Annotated in this window: 17 protein-coding genes; 6 read left to right on the top strand and 11 right to left on the bottom strand. The window is 66.0% G+C overall.

Annotated features, from left to right (window positions below; all coding sequences use genetic code 11):
- Positions 1-37 precede the first annotated feature (37 nt).
- Entirely contained in the window at positions 38-1621 is a 1584-nt protein-coding gene (locus AC59JP_RS15845) for an NCS1 family nucleobase:cation symporter-1 (RefSeq protein ID WP_497326758.1), read from the top strand.
- Positions 1622-1630: 9 nt separating this feature from the next.
- Positions 1631-2365 carry an aspartate/glutamate racemase family protein gene (locus AC59JP_RS15850; RefSeq protein ID WP_497326759.1) on the top strand — a complete coding sequence of 245 codons (735 nt, stop codon included), beginning with the start codon at positions 1631-1633 and terminating at the stop codon, positions 2363-2365.
- On the opposite strand, the gene AC59JP_RS15855 is transcribed toward AC59JP_RS15850, so the two are convergent.
- Positions 2362-3018, bottom strand: coding sequence for a Rid family hydrolase (locus AC59JP_RS15855; RefSeq protein ID WP_497326760.1), 657 nt, complete (start codon positions 3016-3018; stop codon positions 2362-2364). The genes AC59JP_RS15850 and AC59JP_RS15855 overlap by 4 nt on opposite strands.
- An 11-nt stretch (positions 3019-3029) precedes the next feature.
- Complete coding sequence (locus tag AC59JP_RS15860; protein WP_497326761.1) at positions 3030-4604, bottom strand: flavin monoamine oxidase family protein; 1575 nt, start codon at positions 4602-4604, stop codon at positions 3030-3032.
- A gap of 206 nt (positions 4605-4810) precedes the next feature.
- Here AC59JP_RS15860 and AC59JP_RS15865 point away from each other — a divergent pair, with 206 nt between their 5' ends.
- Genes AC59JP_RS15865 through AC59JP_RS15875 form a run of 3 tightly spaced genes read left to right on the top strand, consistent with a single transcriptional unit; the run spans position 4811 to position 8399 of the window.
- Complete coding sequence (locus tag AC59JP_RS15865) at positions 4811-6325, top strand: APC family permease (RefSeq protein WP_497326762.1); 1515 nt, start codon at positions 4811-4813, stop codon at positions 6323-6325.
- Entirely contained in the window at positions 6322-7044 is a 723-nt protein-coding gene (locus AC59JP_RS15870) for an IclR family transcriptional regulator (RefSeq protein ID WP_497326763.1), read from the top strand. The genes AC59JP_RS15865 and AC59JP_RS15870 overlap by 4 nt, the downstream gene beginning before the upstream one ends.
- Before the next feature lie 35 nt (positions 7045-7079).
- Positions 7080-8399, top strand: coding sequence for an HNH endonuclease (locus AC59JP_RS15875; RefSeq protein ID WP_497326764.1), 1320 nt, complete (start codon positions 7080-7082; stop codon positions 8397-8399).
- Here the strand turns inward: AC59JP_RS15875 and mftD are convergent.
- The 4 genes from mftD to mftA are packed head-to-tail and all read right to left on the bottom strand — an operon-like array spanning position 8383 to position 11165.
- Positions 8383-9561 (bottom strand): pre-mycofactocin synthase MftD, encoded by a 1179-nt coding sequence (gene mftD / locus AC59JP_RS15880; protein WP_497326765.1) that lies wholly within the window; start codon positions 9559-9561, stop codon positions 8383-8385. The genes AC59JP_RS15875 and mftD overlap by 17 nt on opposite strands.
- Before the next feature lie 8 nt (positions 9562-9569).
- Entirely contained in the window at positions 9570-10790 is a 1221-nt protein-coding gene (mftC, locus tag AC59JP_RS15885; RefSeq protein ID WP_497326766.1) for a mycofactocin radical SAM maturase, read from the bottom strand.
- A complete protein-coding gene (mftB, locus tag AC59JP_RS15890; RefSeq protein ID WP_497326767.1) occupies positions 10787-11068 on the bottom strand; it encodes a mycofactocin biosynthesis chaperone MftB in 282 nt (93 codons plus the stop codon). Before mftB ends, mftC begins: the two co-directional genes overlap by 4 nt.
- Positions 11069-11072: 4 nt before the next feature.
- Complete coding sequence (gene mftA, locus AC59JP_RS15895; protein WP_497326768.1) at positions 11073-11165, bottom strand: mycofactocin precursor MftA; 93 nt, start codon at positions 11163-11165, stop codon at positions 11073-11075.
- A gap of 173 nt (positions 11166-11338) precedes the next feature.
- On the opposite strand from mftA, the gene mftM reads away from it, so the two are divergent.
- Positions 11339-12139 (top strand): mycofactocin oligosaccharide methyltransferase MftM, encoded by an 801-nt coding sequence (gene mftM / locus AC59JP_RS15900; RefSeq protein ID WP_497327088.1) that lies wholly within the window; start codon positions 11339-11341, stop codon positions 12137-12139.
- Positions 12140-12143: 4 nt separating this feature from the next.
- Here mftM and AC59JP_RS15905 read toward each other — a convergent pair whose 3' ends face one another.
- The 5 genes from AC59JP_RS15905 to AC59JP_RS15925 all read right to left on the bottom strand — a co-directional run bounded on the left by AC59JP_RS15905 (position 12144) and on the right by AC59JP_RS15925 (position 17941).
- Positions 12144-12776: a MadR family response regulator transcription factor gene (locus AC59JP_RS15905; RefSeq protein WP_497326769.1), complete on the bottom strand. Its 633-nt coding sequence runs from the start codon at positions 12774-12776 to the stop codon at positions 12144-12146.
- Positions 12773-14056 (bottom strand): MadS family sensor histidine kinase, encoded by a 1284-nt coding sequence (locus AC59JP_RS15910; protein ID WP_497326770.1) that lies wholly within the window; start codon positions 14054-14056, stop codon positions 12773-12775. The genes AC59JP_RS15905 and AC59JP_RS15910 overlap by 4 nt, the downstream gene beginning before the upstream one ends.
- Complete coding sequence (locus AC59JP_RS15915; RefSeq protein ID WP_497326771.1) at positions 14053-15237, bottom strand: iron-containing alcohol dehydrogenase; 1185 nt, start codon at positions 15235-15237, stop codon at positions 14053-14055. The genes AC59JP_RS15910 and AC59JP_RS15915 overlap by 4 nt, the downstream gene beginning before the upstream one ends.
- Positions 15238-15302: 65 nt before the next feature.
- On the bottom strand, positions 15303-16403 hold the full coding sequence (gene nicT / locus AC59JP_RS15920; protein WP_497326772.1) for a Nickel transporter NicT: 1101 nt from the start codon (positions 16401-16403) through the stop codon (positions 15303-15305).
- Positions 16400-17941 carry a VWA domain-containing protein gene (locus AC59JP_RS15925; protein ID WP_497326773.1) on the bottom strand — a complete coding sequence of 514 codons (1542 nt, stop codon included), beginning with the start codon at positions 17939-17941 and terminating at the stop codon, positions 16400-16402. The genes nicT and AC59JP_RS15925 overlap by 4 nt, the downstream gene beginning before the upstream one ends.

Genomic DNA, 17941 nt, shown 5'->3' on the forward strand with positions numbered 1-17941 from the left:
CATTCGCTTTTCTGCTGCGCACGATCAGGAGAAGTTCATGACCGACACCGTCCCCCACTCGGGTCCCTTCGATCCGCCGCCCGGCGCCCAACCCGGTGCCAACGATCTGATCGAGGCGTCCGGCCACCCGGTCGGCGGTGGTCTGATCAAGGACGGCTACCACCCGCGTCTGACCAACGAGGACCTCGCGCCGCTGAAGAAGCAGTCGTGGACGTCGTACAACCTCTTCGCCTTCTGGATGTCGGACGTCCACTCGGTCGGCGGATACGTCACCGCCGGTAGCCTTTTCGCGCTCGGTCTGGCGAGCTGGCAGGTGCTGGTGTCGCTGCTGGTCGGCATCACCATCGTCTACGCACTGTGTAACCTCGTCGCCAAACCCTCACAGGTGACCGGCGTTCCGTACCCGGTGATCTGCCGCAGCGTCTTCGGCGTCCTCGGCGCCAACATCCCGGCCATCATCCGCGGCCTGATCGCGGTGGCCTGGTACGGAATTCAGACGTTCCTCGCCTCGGCCGCCCTGGACATCGTGCTCATCAAGCTCTTCCCCGGGCTCGGCAAGTACGCGGTCGTCGCGGACTACGGCTTCCTCGGGCTGTCGCTGCTGGGGTGGGTCAGCTTCCTCTTCCTCTGGGTCCTGCAGGCGGCCGTGTTCTGGCGCGGCATGGAGTCCATTCGCAAGTTCATCGACTTCTGCGGCCCCGCCGTCTACGTCGTCATGTTCATGTTGTGCGGCTACCTGATCTACAAGGCCGGCTGGAGTGCTATCGACCTGAACCTCGGCGACGTGCAGTACACCGGCCTCGACGCGATTCCCGTGATGCTCGGCGCCATCGCGCTGGTGGTCTCCTACTTCTCGGGGCCGATGCTCAACTTCGGCGACTTCTCCCGCTACGGCAAGTCCTACGCCGCGGTGAAGAAGGGCAACTTCCTCGGGCTGCCCGTCAACTTCCTGATGTTCTCGATCCTCGTGGTCGTGACGGCGTCGCTCACCGTGCCGGTCTTCGGCGAACTGCTGACCGACCCGGTCGAGACCGTCGCCCGCATCGACAGCACCTTCGCAATCGTGTTGGGCGCGTTGACGTTCACGATCGCGACCATCGGCATCAACATCGTCGCCAACTTCATCTCCCCCGCCTTCGACTTCTCCAACGTCGACCCGCAGCGGATCAGCTGGCGTGCAGGCGGCATGATCGCCGCCGTCGGTTCGGTGCTCATCACACCGTGGAACCTGTACAACAACCCCGACGTCATCCACCTCACGCTCGAGACGCTCGGTGCGTTCATCGGCCCGCTGTTCGGCATTCTGATCGCCGACTACTACCTGGTCCGCAAGCAGCACGTGGTGGTCGACGAACTGTTCTCGATGGAGAAGACCGGCCTCTACTGGTACAAGAAGGGCTACAACCCGGCGGCGGTGTACGCCACCGTCGTCGGCGCGATCGTCGCCATGTTCACCGTGCTGTTCAACGGGGCCATCGACGGCATGCAGATCCCCGGTATGTCGACCGCCTCGAAGTACAGCTGGTTCATCGGATGTGGGCTGGGCTTCGTGGTCTACCTGTACCTGGCGACGAAGACCAAGCTGGCTGTCACGAACTTCGACGCCCCCGTGAAGGGCTAGCATTTTCTCGTGCTCATCAAGGTCATCAATCCCAACACCACCTGGTCGATGACCGCCACGATCGAGCAGTGTGCCCGGGCCGTAGCCGGTCCGGGCACACTCGTCGAGGCGGTCAGCCCGTCCATGGGGCCGGCGTCCATCGAGAGCCATTACGACGAAGCCCTCTCCGTGCCCGGCATTCTCGCCGAGATCGCCAACGGCGAGCGCGACGGAGTCGACGGTTATGTGATCGCCTGCTTCGGCGACCCCGGTATGGACGCGGCGCGCGAACTCGCCACCGGTCCCGTCGTCGGAATCGCCGAAGCCGCAATGCATGCCGCGAGTTTTCTCGGCCGGGGCTTCTCCGTCGTCACCACGCTCGGCCGAACCATCGGGCGAGCGCAGGACCTGGCCGATCACTACGGCTTCGCCCGGCAGTGCCGGGGCATCCACGCGTGTGAGATTCCGGTTCTCGAACTCGAGACCGACCCGGATGCGCTGAAGGTCATCACCGAGGCGTGCCGCCACGCCGTCATCGAGGACGGCTCCGACGCGGTGGTCCTCGGGTGCGCCGGGATGGCGGATCTGTGCCGACACATCTCGGACGAGATCGGGGTCCCCGTCGTCGACGGTGTCGCTGCGGCAACGCTCTTCGTGCAGTCGCTCGTCACGCTGAGGCTGGGGACCGGCAAGCGAGGCGAGTTCGCCTCGCCGCCGGCCAAGCACTACACGGGACTGCTGAGCGACTTCACGACCCGCGACTAGCTACCGTCCTCCGCCTGCTTCACCACGTCCACCTCGACCTCCACCAACCACCCGGCGACCGGGAGGCTCGCAACTTCGAGCGCGAACCGAGTAGGCCTCGCAGCGTTACGCTCGAGGGGCGCAGAGGGTTCGGCCGTTCCCATCGACACGAGTTCGGTATCGCCCGAATCCAGGTTGGTGTTGGCGAAGAACTGGCGGTATGCGCGATTCCAGCCCGCGTAGTCCGCACGGTCGGTGCCGGGTGCGTTGTCCAGGAACACGCGCATGGTGATGACGTCGTCGAGCGACAGGCCCTGGTTCTCCAGGTTGGTGCGGATCGCCTTCAGTACGTTGATGCCCTGAGCCTCGGTGACCGTGACACCGGCGGGAAGTGTGCCGCCGGAGAACTGATCGGTGTCGATGTACGACTCGGGGGTGCCGTCGGCAGCGGCGGTGTTCATCTTGGACGGGCCGATACCGCTCGTCTTGTACATCGAGGTCCCTGCCGGGATCGAGACCCCCTGCGCGATCATGGGATTGGGCTCACCCGGTTCGAGGACCGGCGCCACGGCGGCCGCCGGCGTCTCGGCCTCGGGTGTATCTGACGAGCACGACGCGGCGCCGACGATCAAGCCGGCCGAGACGAGGGTGGACACGAGCACTTTTCTCGACATGGTTTCTCTCCTCACGCGGTGACGCGCTGGTGGATGGCGGTGACGACGTCCCGAGCGGATGTGAACGCTCCGTGTTGCCACGCAATGGAATTGGACAGATGATCACCCGCGAACCAGATGTTGCCGGACGGCTCGAGCAGCTTCTCGTACTCGGGTGTCGCGACGCCGCCGTGGCTGTCCCCGGCCCCGGCCCACGATGCCCAGGCCGATTCCGAATACTTGGTGCGGCGCCAGCTTCCGGAGAACGACGACGCGATGTTCTGCGTGTACTGCTCGCCGTGGATCTCCGACCCCTCGGCCACCGCCTTCGCCAGTCGTTGGCGGTGTGTCAGCGATTCGAAGGCCTGATGCCGCTTGCCGGTGTTGTAGTACCCGACCACCACGCCGCGGTCAGAATTGAAGTGGTCGTACGGGAACATGATCTGGGCGATGTCCTTGTCGGTGTTGCTGGCACCGCCGAAGATTCGGTCGTCCAGTTCCCACCACCGACGCGAGTACTCGATTCCCAACTTGCCCGACGACGTCGGCTTGGCCGCTTTCAGCGCTTGCCGAACGTCCGCCGGAAGGTCCGTGTCGAGGCGCTCGACGAGGTGCGGCGGAATGGTGCAGATGGCGTACGCCGCGTCGATCGACTCGGTCTTCCCGTCCGCCGTGAACCGCACGGTCACTCCCGACGACGTGTTCTTCATCGAGTCGACCACGGCGCCGTAGCGGATACGGTCGGCGCCGATCTTGTCCTGGAACGCGTAGTAGATACGGTCCATGCCGCCGACGGGTGTGAACATCAGCATCGCCTGGTCGTATCCGAAGTCGAAACTGAAGTTGCGGCCGATCCCGCTGCGGATCACGTCGGACATACCGTACGGAGGCATTTGCTCGCCGAAGTCCAAGCCCGCGTTGGGTTCCGACTTGTACCCGCGACGCGTCGAACCGAGGTAGCGGCCGTCGTCGGAAAGGTCACCGAAGCTCGAGAGGAACTCCGACAGCGCATCCTTGTCGTCCTTGCTCAACACCTGATCCAGCGCGCCCTGATTCGTCGCCTTCTGCAGCAGCTCCGACATGTAACCGAAGGTGTCCGCCTTCGCCGCTCGGTAGGTGATCGAGGTGTTCGACAGTGGCGTATCGCTCTTGTAGTGCACCATCGTGTTCGCGTTCTGGTTTCCGAACATCTGGAGCTCGACGCCGAGCTCACGGCAGTAGTCCATCGTGATGTGGCTCTGCGGGATTCGTGTCGCGCCGACATTGAAGAAGTGACCGTCGGAGAACGTGCAGGTCTGCGTCTCTCCGTTCAGGTCGGTCTCCTCGGTCCCGTTCCGCGCCGACCACACCCGCCCGCCGGGTCGGGTCCGTGCTTCGAGCACGGTGACGTCGTACCCGGCCTTCTGCAGCTCGTAGGCCGAACACAGTCCCGCCGGACCGCCGCCGAGGATCACCACCTTCGGCGCCCCGTCCGCCCTGCCGATCAGGTCACCCATCGCCGGTGGTTGGAACCGTGCGGGCGAAGCGGAGACCGCTGGGGCCAGGCCTATCGAGGACATCGCCCCGTAGGCCAGGCCGGCACCCCCGGTGACACCGAGCCCCCGCATGAAGGATCTACGCGTGACAGGCAATTCCCACTCCGATCGTCGGCTGTTTCGCAAGACTGTGCCCGAGGGTTTTGTCGCAGCCGAGACGACGGCGAAACAGTTACGAGGCGGCCGGTGAGAACGGATTGCGACGATTCTCGAGGCGTGTCCCGCGCCGGACCCATCGGTGCAACAGAGCTGCAACATTGCCTGGCTAGCGTGACCGAATGTCCCTTCCGTCCGGATCGGCGCTCGACGCCGCGATCGCACGTTCGTTCGCGGCGGAGGACACCACCCGCGCGTATTCGCCCCTGAGGGCCCTGGGTCGGCGTCGACTGTCGGGGTTCGAGGTACTCGCCCAGTCGGTCGCCACCACGGCGCCCGCAGCGTCGATGGTCCTCCTGCCGGTGACCATCCTGCGTCACGGTTCGCTGGCCGGCGGCATCGTCACCATCGCGGCGGCGACTCTCGTGATGTCGATGCTGGCCGTCTGCATCTCGCAATTCACCAGGCGGATGGCGGCGGCGGGCGGGCTGTACAGCTTCGTCGCGCAGGGCGTCGGTCCACGCTCGGCGCTCTCCGTCGGCGCAGCCATGGCCGTGAAGTACTGCGGTAGTGCAGCTTTGACTCTCTATCACGGCGGACAAGCGCTCACCGCACTCCTCTTGCTGACAGGGATCGATGCTCGCGGGCCCTTCGGAACGGTGCTGGTGTACGGCTGCGCGGCCGTCGTTCTTGCTGGCATTCTGCTGCGCGGTGTTCGGTTCGCCGCGATCGCGATCATGGTCATCGAAGTGTGCTCGCTCGCATTCATCGGTGTGATGCTCGCGATCCCGGATGCTCACGCGCAGACCGCGATCGTCCCGCCGACGGGTGCGTCCCACGGGCTGCTGCTTCTCACCCTCGCCGCCGTGTTCTCGCTCGCCGGTTTCGAGAGCGCCACATTCTTCGGACCGGAAACCCGGAAGTCGTTCACCGTGGTGACCAGGACGGTGCTGTGGACGCCGTTGATCTGCGGGGCTCTGTTCACCCTCGCGGCGATCGCGGTGTGGTCGGGCCGAGGGAACACTCTGATCAACGCCTACCTGCACGGCACCGGCACGGGCGTCGCTCCGCTCGTGGTGGCGGCCGTGAACGTCGCCCTGATGTGTTCGTGGTGGGCGTCGGCCATGGCGTCGTTCAACGCGTCGTCACGCCTGCTGTACACGATGGGGGTCGAGAGGCTGGTTCCCTCCCCGTTCCGGTTGGTCCACAGCACCTTTCGAACACCGTTCGGTGCGCTCCTGATCGTCATCGGCGGGGTCGGCGCCGTGAGTTGCGCGCTCGCTCTGCTGCGACCCGGCGCACTCTCGCCGTCCCCGAATCTGAGCCTGGTCGCGCGCGGATGTCTCGTCGTCGCGTACGTCACGGTCGCCGCCGCGTCCGTCCTCTTCCTCCGACGCATCGGTGAGTCGACGGCGGCTTCCCGCGTGGCCGCCGTGCTGGCCGGAGTCAGCGGAGCCGCGGTGTTGGCCTACCTCGTGGCCGTGTCGGCGGTTGAGCACAACTGGCCGGTTCTGCTGACCCTCGCGGCGGTGGTGGCGTCCGGCCCCCTCGCAGCACTGGCGCTGAGGCGACTGCGCCCGGCGGGCCTGCGCGCGGTCGGGGTCTTCGATTCGGCCGATTCCGACGACGCACTTCCCGGTTCCGTCTCGTACGGTACGAACCGCCGCGGCGAACCCGCGTTGGTATCGCCGCCATGAGCGCAGACACGATAGGCCGGGCACTCGCCTTGCTCGAGGCGGTCGCGCGGATCGGGCCCGGTGCGTCCGCGAAACAGATCGCGTCGGCAACCGGGACGCCGCCGGCCACCGCCTACCGCCTCCTGAACGTCCTCGTCGCCGAGGGATACCTCGTCCGCATCGAGGACCTGTCTGGATTCGCACTCGGCCGCCGCACACGCGAACTTGCCGGTGCCGCAGAGGAACCGACGGACAACGCCTATGTCCTCACCCAATTGCGCGGACAGCTTCGGTTCGGTATCCATCTGGCCGGATTCACTCCCGACGGCATCCGCATCGTCGACAAGGATCCGGACCACGAACTCGTCGGGCAGAAGACGATGACGACCTCGCCGCACGCCTCGGCCGTCGGAAAAGTGATGCTGGCCCACACCCCGCACCGTTGCGTCGACTTCGCCCGGGTGACGTCACGGACGCTCACCGCCGAGGACGCCGTGGCGGCAGAACTCGACCGCGTCCGGAAGTCGGGGGTGGCCACCGAGGTGGACGAGTCACGCGTCGGACGGTCGGCGCTGGCAGTGCCGGTGCGAGACGACGACTCCGCCGTGGCCGGAGCTCTCGTCGCCATCGGCCCCACGGGCCGGCTCGACGTCGAGGACGCGGGACTGCGTGAGCTGCTGCAGGATTACGCGGGACGGGTGCGGGTGTTGCGGTCGAAGTTGTTTGTCGGAGGCGGCTGATACTGTGCGTCGACATCACCGGGGGGAGATATCAGATGACAGTAGAACCGCTGTCCCACAGCGAGATACACGAATTCATGATGCGCCTGGCCGCACCCGTCGACGACCCGACGGACGCCGATCGCTACGAACGCATCGCCGTCCTCGAATCCCTCAAAGCTGCATGCGCCGCCGCGCAGGTTGCGCCGACCGTGACGCTGGGTGCCGCCGTCACCGCTCCGCGCGTGGTCAGTGACGGCACCGTCGTCACGCGCATCGACTCCGGCAAGAGCCTGGCTTCGGAGCTGGGACTGGCACGGAAGACCTCGCCCGCGGCCGGCAGCCACTGGAACGCCCGCGCACGCGTGCTCGCCACCGATATGCCGCACACCCTCGAGCTCCTTGCCCGCGGGATCCTGACCGAGAAGCGTGCCGAGATTCTGATTCGCGAGACCAACGGTCTCACCGCAGACGAGCGCCGGCAGATCGACAGGGAGCTGTGTTCGAACCCGAACGTGCTGCGTGACTGTGGAGATGCGTCCGTCGAAGCGCGCGTGAAGATCCGCGCGATCGAGCTGAACAACGCGGCCGTGGCCAAGCGGGCCAAGAAGGCCGAAGGGGAACGTCGCGTCACCACCAGACCAGCTCCCGACTGCATGGGGTACGTCACCGCTCTGCTGACGACGACACAGACGGTCGCGGTGTGGGCCACATTGCGCCGTGACGCCGATTCCCTCATCGCCGCCGGGCAGTCCGACGGTCGCACCCGAGACCAGATTATGGCCGACCTGTTCGTCAATCGTCTTGTCGGCGTCGACAATGCAAGCGAAATTCCGGTGACGGTGAACGTGACCATCTCCGACCGAGCGCTGTTCGGCAGCGGACAGGCTCCCGGGTACGTCAGCGGTCTCGGTCCCGTGCCTGCGGGAATACTCAAGGAAACGATCGCCGATCCGGACGTTCACGTCGAGCTCCGACGGTTGTACACCGCACCCGGGACCGGGGAACTCGTTGCGATGGAATCGAAGTCGCGCACGTTCCCGGCCGGACTGAGACGGTGGCTGGAAATCCGGGATCAGCTCTGCCGCACTCCGTACTGCGACGCACCGATCCGCCACGGAGACCACATCGTCGAGCACGCGACGGGTGGGCCGACGTCGGTACACAACGGCGCCGGCCTCTGCGCCCACTGCAACCAGGTCAAGAACCAACCCGGGTGGTTTTCGAGACCCTTGAACGCACGCGGCCGGCACACATACCGCGTCCTCACCCCGAGCGGGCGGCAGTACAGCTCGACTGCACCGCAGCTTCCCGGTCCCGAGATCTACTCCGTACCCGAAGGCTTTGTTGCGGAGTGGTTCACGAGTGTTGCGTGACTCCCAGGGGGCGGAAGAACCCGTCCGGAATCACCAGATCGTCGGGCGAGAGGTCGTCGATCGAACTGTGCCCGAGGCCCAGGAGACCGGAGTCGATGCCCATGCGGAGAATGTCCAGCACGTTCTCCACACCGGCCTGGCCGCCTGCGGCGAGACCCCACAAGGAAGCGCGCCCGATCATCACCGCGCGGGCGCCGAGAGCGACGGCCTTCACCACATCGGATCCGCGCCGGATGCCGCCGTCGAGAAGCACCTCGATCTGGTCACCGACGGCGTCGGCCACCGCGGGCAGCACGCGAATGACACCGGGCGTGCCGTCGAGGTTGTTACCGCCGTGGTTCGAGACCGAGATCGCGGAGGCACCGGCGTCGACGGCTCTCTTGGCGTCGTCCACACGCGAGACGCCCTTGATCATGAAGGGGCCGTCCCATTGCGCGCGGAGCCAGGCAATGTCCTCCCACGTGGGCGGCTCCGTGGCCTGCCACATGCCGTACGCACCGAAGAACGTCGGCGCTTCCTGATCGGCAGGCAACACGTTGGGCGCCTTGAGATCCGGAATCTTGCCGCTCTTCGCGAACTTGAGAAGCCACGCGGGCTTGAGCGCTGCCTCGGGTCCGAACTTGAGCATCGCCGCGAGGTTCATCGTTTCAGGAATTTGCGGCGAACCCCAGTCGCGACCGTACGAGAACGACCAATCGAGGGTGAGGATGATGCCGACGGCACCGGCCGCCTTCGCGCGCACCATGCGCGCCACCATCTCCTCCTTGGTGCCGAGCCAGTAGATCTGGAACAGCACCTGCGGGCTGGCCGCAGCAACCTCCTCGACGGATTTGCTCGCGAACGAACTCAGCCCGACGGCGATCCCGCGAGCGGCGGCGGCGCGCGCAACGGCTACCTCACCGTCCGGGTCGACGGCTTGCACACCGGTCGGCGAAATGATGACCGGCATCGAGATGTCCTGGCCCATGACCCGAGTTGCCATGTCGCGCTTGGCCGAATGGCCGGCAACACGAGGCTGGAACCCCAACTGGGCGAAGGCTCCCGTGTTGTCGTCGAGGGTGGTGCCGCGTTCGGAACCCGCAATGAGCGCGGAGTACACCGACTTCGGGAGACGCTTCTTCGCCAGGCGCTGCGCTTCGGCAACGGTTTCGATCCACTTCATGGCTTCTCCTACATTCCCGCGAGCGGGTTCTCGTCGCAGATCTTCACTGGTGCTCCGCCTTGCCCCACGAGCAGTGTCAGCGGCACCGATGCTTTGGGGGTGGCCCTTTTGCCGCTGCGGGAGTGATCGACACTGGACTTCGGGACGGCGCCGCGGTCGGCGGCGAGAGCGGATTCCCCGTACTCTTGCACGCATTCGGGGTCGGGGCCGTCCATGGGCAGGCCGGTGAAGAACTTCGCGGCCATGCACCCACCCCGGCAGGAATCGAAATGCTGGCACTTCGTGCACGCCCCACCGGTCTGCGGAGACCGCAACTCCTGGAACAGCTCCGAGGTCTGCCACACCGACTGGAACCCGCGGTCACTGAGGATGTTGCCGGCGAGGAACTGCTCGTGAATGGCGAACGGGCACGCATACACATCACCGATCGGGTCGATCAGACACACCACCCGACCCGCGCCACACAAGTTCAAGCCCGGCAGGGCGTCACCGTAGGCGGAGAGGTGGAAGAACGAATCCCCCGTCAACACCCCGTCACCGTTCGCGACGAGCCAGTCGTAGAGCTGGCGTTGCTGCCCTGCGGTGGGGTGCAGGTCGTCCCACACGTCCGCCCCTCGCCCGGACGGGCGCAACCGGGTGATCCGCAACGTGGCGTCGTAGTCGTCGGCGAGGGCTGTGAAGTCGTCGAGCTGGGAGACGTTGTGGCGGGTGACGACGACGGAGATCTTCGCATCCTTGAATCCGGCGTCCCGCAGGTTCTTCAACGCCCGGACGGCCATGTCGAACGAGCCGGGTCCGCGGACGGCGTCGTTGACCTCGGCGGTGGCGCCGTCGAGGGAGATCTGCACGTCCACGTAATCCGACGCGGCGAGCCGGGCGGCGACGTTCTGGTCGATCTTGACGCCGTTGGTGGAGAACTTGACTCCGACCTGGTGGGCGGTGGCGTAGTCGACGAGTTCCCAGAAGTCACTGCGGACGGTGGGTTCGCCGCCGCCGATGTTGACGTAGAACACCTGCATCTTCTGCAACTCGTCGATGATCGATTTGCACTGTTCCGTGGACAACTCGCGCGGGTCGCGGCGGCCGGAGGAGGACAGGCAGTGCACGCAGGACAGGTTGCATGCGTACGTCAACTCCCACGTCAGGCAGATCGGGGCGTCGAGGCCGAGTTCGAACTGATCGACCAAGCGGCCGACCTTCGATTCCGGCTGTGCGAGTGAGGAGGTCATTCGAGGTCTTCCTTCACGAGTGCGGGAACGATCATGGTCGAGTCCGCCAGAACACCCAGTGCGGCGGCGTACCGAGGGAGGGCAGCATCGGACACGCCGGCGGCCAGCATTGCCGAGCGGGCGTCGCGGTGGTCTGGCAGAGATCGAACGATTTCCACGATTCTGGTGTTCTTGAGGAACGAGAGCTTGCGGGTACCGAAGTGGTAGAGCAACGCCCCGAACGGCTCGGGACGTAGCGCCACCTTCGGGTTCAACCGCCACCCGAGATCGAGGTTCATGAGCTCAGTACACGCCGCACATGCCGTCGATGGAGACTTCCTCCACCAAGGCCTCTTCGACGAGATCGGTCTGTGTTTCGTTCTTCGAATCCGACATGCTGTCCTCCATAGCTGTGGTTGGTTTCGAGTGCAGTCAATCAGCACCGGGGGCGCAAAAGTCGGTCGATCGACGAAGACCGTCCGGTCGGGCAGGTGCGCGCCCCGCCACCTCGCGGGGCCACTGGTCACCAGGTCCGCACCGCCCTACAGTGGGTTGTTGTGACCGCCTCCGTGGAGCAATTCGATTCTCTTGCACCGTGCCTCGCCGCGGGACGGTGGTCTTTCGGTGACGTGACGGTGGAACGCAGCGCCGGCGCCACCGAACTACGGGTGCTGCGCAGCGGGGGCCGGCTCACGGTGCAGCACAACCTCGAACCGCGGGATCTGAGCGAGAGTCTCGTCGCCGGTGTGACGGCGCGGGCAGCCGACCAGTCGGAGTTCGAGTCGGTGATGGTGGGTCTGGTGCTGTCGACCGTCGACGATCCGGTGCGAGCGTGGGCCACGTACTACCGCAACTCGCTGCGCGAACTACTCGACGGCACAGCCGATTTCGCGCCGATCCACGCCCGGGCCGAGACCCTGGTCCGGGGAAGTGTGCTCGACCTCGGTTCGTGCTTCGGGTTCTTCCCGCTTCGCCTCGCCACCCACGGATACGACGTGACGGCGACCGACATCCATTCGGGCACAGTGCGATTGCTCGACGAGGTACTCCCCCACCTCGGCCTCACCGTGAAGACCCTGGTGTGCGACGGCGGCGATGTGCCGGTGGCCGACGGCTCGGCGGACACCGTGACCGCGTTGCACCTACTCGAACACGTGGACTCCGACCTCGGCGATCGCATCGTTCGGGAAGCGCTGCGGATAGCCCGCGACCGGGTGGTGATCGCAGTGCCGTTCGAGGAGGAAGCGCAGGCCTGCCACGGGCATGTCCGGACGTTCGACTTGGACACGCTCACCGCCGTGGGTGAGCGCAGCGGACGGCCGTTCGAGGTCTCCGAGCATCACGGCGGCTGGTTGGTTCTCGAAGCGTGACGCGCTAGATCAACCCTCCCTTGCTGGCGGCGTACACCGCCTCCGCGCGCCGGCTCACGTGCAGCTTGCGCATGATGTTGCTGACGTGGAACTTGACGGTGGTGGCAGAGATGAACAGTTCGGTGCCGATGCTGCTGTTGGACAACCCACTTGCGAGCAACCGCAGCACTTCGAGTTCGCGTTCGGTGAGCCGACCTTCCGTGTCGCCCTTGCCGTTCAGCGACCGAACGACGGCGGAGGCGCTGCGCGAATCGAAGGCGGATTCACCCCTTGAGACGGCGCGAATGGCGCGCACCAGCTCGGTCGTGTCGACGTCCTTCACGACGTACCCGCGGGCGCCGGCGTGGACGGCCTCGACCACCAGCCTCTCCTCCAGAAAGGTGGTGAGCACCAGCAGCCCCATCGTGGGGTGCGACTTCGACAGCGCCTTGCAGAGCACCAGACCCTCGTAGTCCGAGCTGGCGGACAGCTTGAGATCCATCAGAACCACATCCGGTTCCAGATGCGCCGCAACGGTGGTCGCCTCGTCGAGCGACGCGGCCTCGCCGACGATGCGCAGGTCGGGTTCGCGTTCGAGCACGGACCGCAGCCCTTGTCGAAGGATGGCGTGGTCGTCGACGAGCAGAATGGTTGTCATATCGGCACTTTCACCGAGATCCGGATACCACCGAGCCGCGAGCGCCGCACCTCGAACACCCCGCCGAACTCCCGCACGCGTGCCGCCATGTTCACCAGTCCTCTGTGATGTCCGCCCAGACCGTCGTTCTCCGCGAGCCGCAGGATGACTCGTAGGTTCTTGGGATCGCCGTCACCGTCGTCGTCGATCGACAGCAGCACCGACTTTTCCCGGTAACTGAGGTGCAGTGTCGCGCGAGAAGCGTTGGCGTGCACGGCGGTATTGAACAACGCCTCACCGGCGATACGCAGGAGTGCGTGTTCCATCTCGCCCGACAGCTCCACGGCGGTTCCGTCGACGTCGACACCGACCTGCAGCTCGTCGGGCATGTGCACGACGCTGAGCTGATGCAGCATCTCCGGGAGCGTGGATCGGGCGGAATCGGACGAGTGGTTCAGTGCGTAGATCGCCGAACGCAGTTGCTCCACAGCACGTCTCGTCAGGTCCTTGGCGAGGTCGAGACGTTCGCTGCGCTCGTTCGCGGGGATGTCGCCCAGGCACACTTCGATCTGCATTCCGGCGGACAGGACAGCCTGCGTCACGCTGTCGTGCAGCTCGCGTGCGATGCGGTGCCGTTCGTCGTCGAGCACCTGGTGCCGGTGCACGGCGCTGAGCTGACGTTGCGTCGCTTCGAGTTCCGCGTTGCGCACGGCCAGATCGGCGGCGGTGCGACGAGCACCCTGGAAGGTGGCCGAATTCTGCAGTGCTACCGCAGTTTGCGATGCAAGGATGCTCAGCACGGCGCCGTCCGTCGCGTCCAGGGTGCGCCCGGGAGTCGTCCAGGCCGCGAACGCCCCGGCAATCCCACCGTTCAGCCGAATCGGCACGAAGGCGAAGTGGTCGTCGACCACCGGGCCGGCGTTCGGGGCGACGCGGGACGTCCGGATGTCCTCCAAGCAGTCGACGACGGCGTCCGGCAGCGGCGGACCCTCGACGTTGTCGACGAGAAACGGGGTGGCGTCGGGCCCGAGCACCAACCGCCTCGGGCCGGCGTCGGGGATGGCACCGTCGGCCAATGCGAAGACGACCCACTCCGCGCTGAGGTGAGCGCGAGCGGCCTCGGCGACGGCGCAGATCAAGGTCTCCGGGCCCTCGACGGTCTTGACCAACGCCTGTGAAATCAGTTCCAGCGCATGGACGACGCGCTCGAGGCGTTCCGCCGCACCGCGATATTGCGGGTAGAAGCTGCTCTTGCCGGAACGCAGTCCGGTGAGCCGCGAGAAGTCGGGTGCGCTGGTCACAGCGCTGCCCGGAACAGTGCTTCCATGTCGGCGTGCGTGGGAGTGCGCGGGTTGGTGGCCATGCACGCGTCCTGTAGCGCGAACGAGGCCAACCGGTCCAGGTCGCTCTCACGCACCCCGAGTTCGCCGAGGGTGCGCGGAACGCCCACCTCCCGCGCCAACGACTCGACGCGCTCCGCCACGGCGAACGCAGCCTCCTCGGGCTCTCCGCGATGCTCCGGTAATCCCAGGTTCTCCGCGATGGGGACGTACGGCCGCGCGTCGGCACCGGCGTTGAACCGGATGACGTGCGGCAGCAGGACCCCGTTGATGACGCCGTGCGGAAGGTCGAGCAGGCCGCCCACCTGATGGCTCATCGCGTGCGCCGCGCCGAGGATCGCGTTGGTGAACGCGAGGCCCGCCTCGAGGCTGGCCTGCGCCATGACCGTTCTGGTCGCCATGACGTCCGGTTCGCGGATCGTGGCGGCAAGGGTGCTGGTGACCAGAGTGACCGCACGCAGAGCGTGGTGGTCGGTCAGCGGATTGTGTGCGAGCGAGACGAACGCCTCGATCCCGTGAGTCAGGGCGTCGAGTCCGGTTGCAGCACTGAGCCATTCCGGCATGGTCGTGAGCAGGCGCGGGTCGATGACCGTGATGTCCGGAACCAGCGCACGCCCCAGAATCGTGATCTTGGTGCCGCGAGCGGTGTCGGTGACGATGCAGAACTGCGACACGTCGGCGCCCGTACCCGCCGTCGTGGGAACCATGACCAGCGGAGGAATGGGACTCGACACCCGGTCGACACCCTCGTAGTCCAGGATGTGACCACCGTTCGACGCGAGGATGGCGATGCCCTTCGCCGCATCCATGACCGACCCGCCGCCGAGAGCGACGATCACGTCGCAGCCCTGCTCCTGATAGACCGCGTGACCGGTCTCGATCTCGTGGTCCTTGGGATTGGGCGTGAGCGCGGACCAGACCACCGGGGTCGTGCCGGAGCCGCTCAGATCCTTCTCCAGCTCCGACGCCCACCCCGCCTCCACCAGACCGGGGTCGGTGACGAGCAAGGGACGAACACCACCGAGTCGCTGGACGGCGAACGCGACCTCACTGGTGGACCCGAGACCGAACACGATCTCGGGGGCATGGAACTTCACGACCCTGTCCGGCAAGGCCGACGCTGTACCGCTGGCCGCACGCATGTGACCCAGCTTACGTCCGGATCGCCCGTCTTCCCCTGCCCGATCGGACAGGTCGGGGCAGTTCGTCATTCGAGGAGGAGACGGTCGTACTTCTCGTCGATGCGGGCTGCTTTGTAGTAGACGGCGGCGCCGATCCAGACGACGAAGAACGTGGCGACGACGAGCTGACCCGCCACGTTCAGATTCACCGAGGCCAGAAGGTCCCAGATCCCGCCGGTGAGACCGAGTTGCTCACCCAGCAGCGACAGCAGCTGAATGGTGCCGATGACGAACGCGACGAAGATCGACAGGCTCGTCATGGTGATGTTGTAGTAGATCTTGCGGATCGGCGTGACGAACGCCCACCCGTATGCCTTGGACATGAACACCCCGTCGATGGTGTCCATCGTCGTCATGCCGGCCGCGAAGATGATCGGCAGCGCGATGATCGCCATCGGCGGCAGACCCCCGGTCATCGCAGTGGTGCCGGCCACGGCGAGCAGTCCCACCTGGGTCGCCGTGTCGAACCCGAGGCCGAACAGGAGCCCCAGCGGATACATCTGCCACGAATGGTTGATGAACTTGTACCGGCCCCGGAACAGGCGATTCATGAAACCGCGCTTGGCGAGGAGCTCGTCGAGAGTCTGCTCCGAGAACTCGCCACGCTTCGCTCGGCGCCACACCCGCACGATGCCGGCGAGGACCGCGAAGTTCAGAGCAGCAATGAGATACAGGAACGTGCCCGACACCAGCGTGCCGATGATGCCGCCGATTCCCTCGAAGGCCTCCTGGAACGCGGTTGCCTTGGCTGCAACGATCGCGATGGCCGTGACGAACAGGAACACCACGGTCGAGTGTCCCAGCGAGAAGAACATTCCGACCGACAGCGGCCGTTTTCCCTTCTGCAGCAGATACCGAGTGGTGTCGTCGATGGCGGCGATGTGATCGGCGTCGAACGCGTGCCGCATGCCGAGGGTGTAGGCCAGAATTCCGGCGCCCGCGTAGACGAGAGTGCCGTCGGCGCCGGTCAACTCGTGAATGCGCGGGATCGAGTTGTAGTGCGCGAACAGGCCCCAGCCGAGTGCGTGCAGCGCGACGACGACGCCGACGAGGAGCAGCAACCGGGGAATTTCGTCGCGGGTGAACCGGCTCTGCTTGACGGGCATGTCCTCTGCGGTGAGCGTCATCGTCCTACCTGTTCTTCGACAAGTGCATTTGCTGTGCTCGTGAGTCCGGTGAGGTCCCGGACCACGCGCACACGTTGGCAGTATTCGGCATAGAGCGGGAGATCGCAGGATCCGAGACCCCAGGAGTACCGGGGCTCGGGGGTGAGCCAGATGGTTTCGCGTGCGCGCCGGGTGATCTCGGCGAACGCCTCGACGTTCGGGTCCAGGCCGTTGCTGCGTCCGTCGGCGAGCACGAGCACCGTCGTCCGGCGGCTCACCGCATTGCCGTGATCCTCGAGGAACTGCGCGAACGCCGCGCCGTGATCGGAGTTCGCGTCGACGTCGAGAACGTCGCCTCCGAACACCAACCCCAGAGCGTGCTCGACGGAATGATCGCTGAACAGGTCGGTGACCTCGGCGAGTTCGGAGACGAAGACGAACGTCCGCACCTGGCTCACCAGGTCCTGCAGTCCGTGCACGAGGTGCAGCGTGAACCGCGCAGTGGCGCGCACGGACAGACTCACGTCCGTCAGCAGCACCAGGCGCGGCTTGTCCTCGCTACGTTGCACGGTGACCGGCCGGAAGGGAACGCCGTCGTAGCGCATGTTCCGTCGCATCGTCCGCGACGAATCGACACGCCCACGCGCACCGGCCTTCTGCCGGTGGGTGAGCGCTCCGTGCAGGCTCTGCGTGAGCCGGCGCAACGTCTCCTCGAGCTCGGCGCGTTCGTGCTCGCCGACGTGGTCGACCTTGGCGACGGACTCCTCGCGACCCTCGACCACCCGGTTCTCCAGCGCGAGCAGCGACTCGAGGTGCTTCTTCAGGGCCGCCGGCAGGTTCGCCAGAACACCGGCCAGGCGACGGCGTAGATCTGCTGCGTCGTCGGTGACGTCCGTCTGCACGTCGTCGGGCAGGTCGTCGAGCCACCCGAACAGCGCGTCCTGCTGGGCCTTCGACAGATCCGCGATCGACAGGTCCGCGTCGACGCGAGTTCCGGTGGCCGTGGAGATTTCTCCCGGTGCGGCGCCGCCGTGCAGGTGGTCGGTCTCGATCTGCACCCGGTTGCCCTCGCCGAGAACGGCCGTGGCGTCCTGGCTGAACACGATCTCGTCCGTCATCGACGCGAGGTCGATCTTGTTCGCCTCCTGGTGCAGGTTGTACTGCGTCGCAAGGTCGTCGGGGTCGAAGTACTCACGGATGTCCGACGGCTTGCCGTGCTCGTGACCTTGCTGCGGCAGCTGCCCGGGTTCCTCCGAGAGGGTGAAGTTGTCGAGCTCGCCCGAGTCGGACAGGTCGTCGTGACCGTGCCCATGACCGTGCCCGGTGTCCTCCGGTTGCACCCGAACCAGGGCGAAGTAGAGGTCGAACACCGCGTCGAACACGGGATCGGCGTCGCGATCCTTCACGAGCGCGACGCGTAACGCCTCCTTCAGCAGAGCCTTGTCCCGGAGAACGCCCGGCAGCGCCGCCGCGTTCATCGCGTCCAGAATCTCCGGCACCGAGATCCGCATCCCGCGCAATCGAAGCAACCGCACGAAACGGTGCAGGCTCTGCTCCAT

This window comes from Rhodococcus sp. 320_ES (assembly GCF_059691855.1).

Excerpts from the sequence above, each read along its gene's own strand:
- AC59JP_RS15925 (WP_497326773.1), bottom strand. The coding sequence starts at position 17,941 with ATGGAGCAGAGCCTGCACCGTTTCGTGCGGTTGCTTCGATTGCGCGGG.
- mftD (WP_497326765.1), bottom strand. The coding sequence starts at position 9,561 with ATGAAGTGGATCGAAACCGTTGCCGAAGCGCAGCGCCTGGCGAAGAAG.
- AC59JP_RS15860 (WP_497326761.1), bottom strand. The coding sequence starts at position 4,604 with ATGCGGGGGCTCGGTGTCACCGGGGGTGCCGGCCTGGCCTACGGGGCG.
- mftB (WP_497326767.1), bottom strand. The coding sequence starts at position 11,068 with ATGAACCTCGATCTCGGGTGGCGGTTGAACCCGAAGGTGGCGCTACGT.
- AC59JP_RS15845 (WP_497326758.1), top strand. The coding sequence starts at position 38 with ATGACCGACACCGTCCCCCACTCGGGTCCCTTCGATCCGCCGCCCGGC.
- mftC (WP_497326766.1), bottom strand. The coding sequence starts at position 10,790 with ATGACCTCCTCACTCGCACAGCCGGAATCGAAGGTCGGCCGCTTGGTC.
- AC59JP_RS15855 (WP_497326760.1), bottom strand. The coding sequence starts at position 3,018 with ATGTCGAGAAAAGTGCTCGTGTCCACCCTCGTCTCGGCCGGCTTGATC.
- mftA (WP_497326768.1), bottom strand. The coding sequence starts at position 11,165 with ATGTCGGATTCGAAGAACGAAACACAGACCGATCTCGTCGAAGAGGCC.
- AC59JP_RS15915 (WP_497326771.1), bottom strand. The coding sequence starts at position 15,237 with ATGCGTGCGGCCAGCGGTACAGCGTCGGCCTTGCCGGACAGGGTCGTG.
- AC59JP_RS15870 (WP_497326763.1), top strand. The coding sequence starts at position 6,322 with ATGAGCGCAGACACGATAGGCCGGGCACTCGCCTTGCTCGAGGCGGTC.
- AC59JP_RS15865 (WP_497326762.1), top strand. The coding sequence starts at position 4,811 with ATGTCCCTTCCGTCCGGATCGGCGCTCGACGCCGCGATCGCACGTTCG.
- AC59JP_RS15875 (WP_497326764.1), top strand. The coding sequence starts at position 7,080 with ATGACAGTAGAACCGCTGTCCCACAGCGAGATACACGAATTCATGATG.
- nicT (WP_497326772.1), bottom strand. The coding sequence starts at position 16,403 with ATGACGCTCACCGCAGAGGACATGCCCGTCAAGCAGAGCCGGTTCACC.
- AC59JP_RS15905 (WP_497326769.1), bottom strand. The coding sequence starts at position 12,776 with ATGACAACCATTCTGCTCGTCGACGACCACGCCATCCTTCGACAAGGG.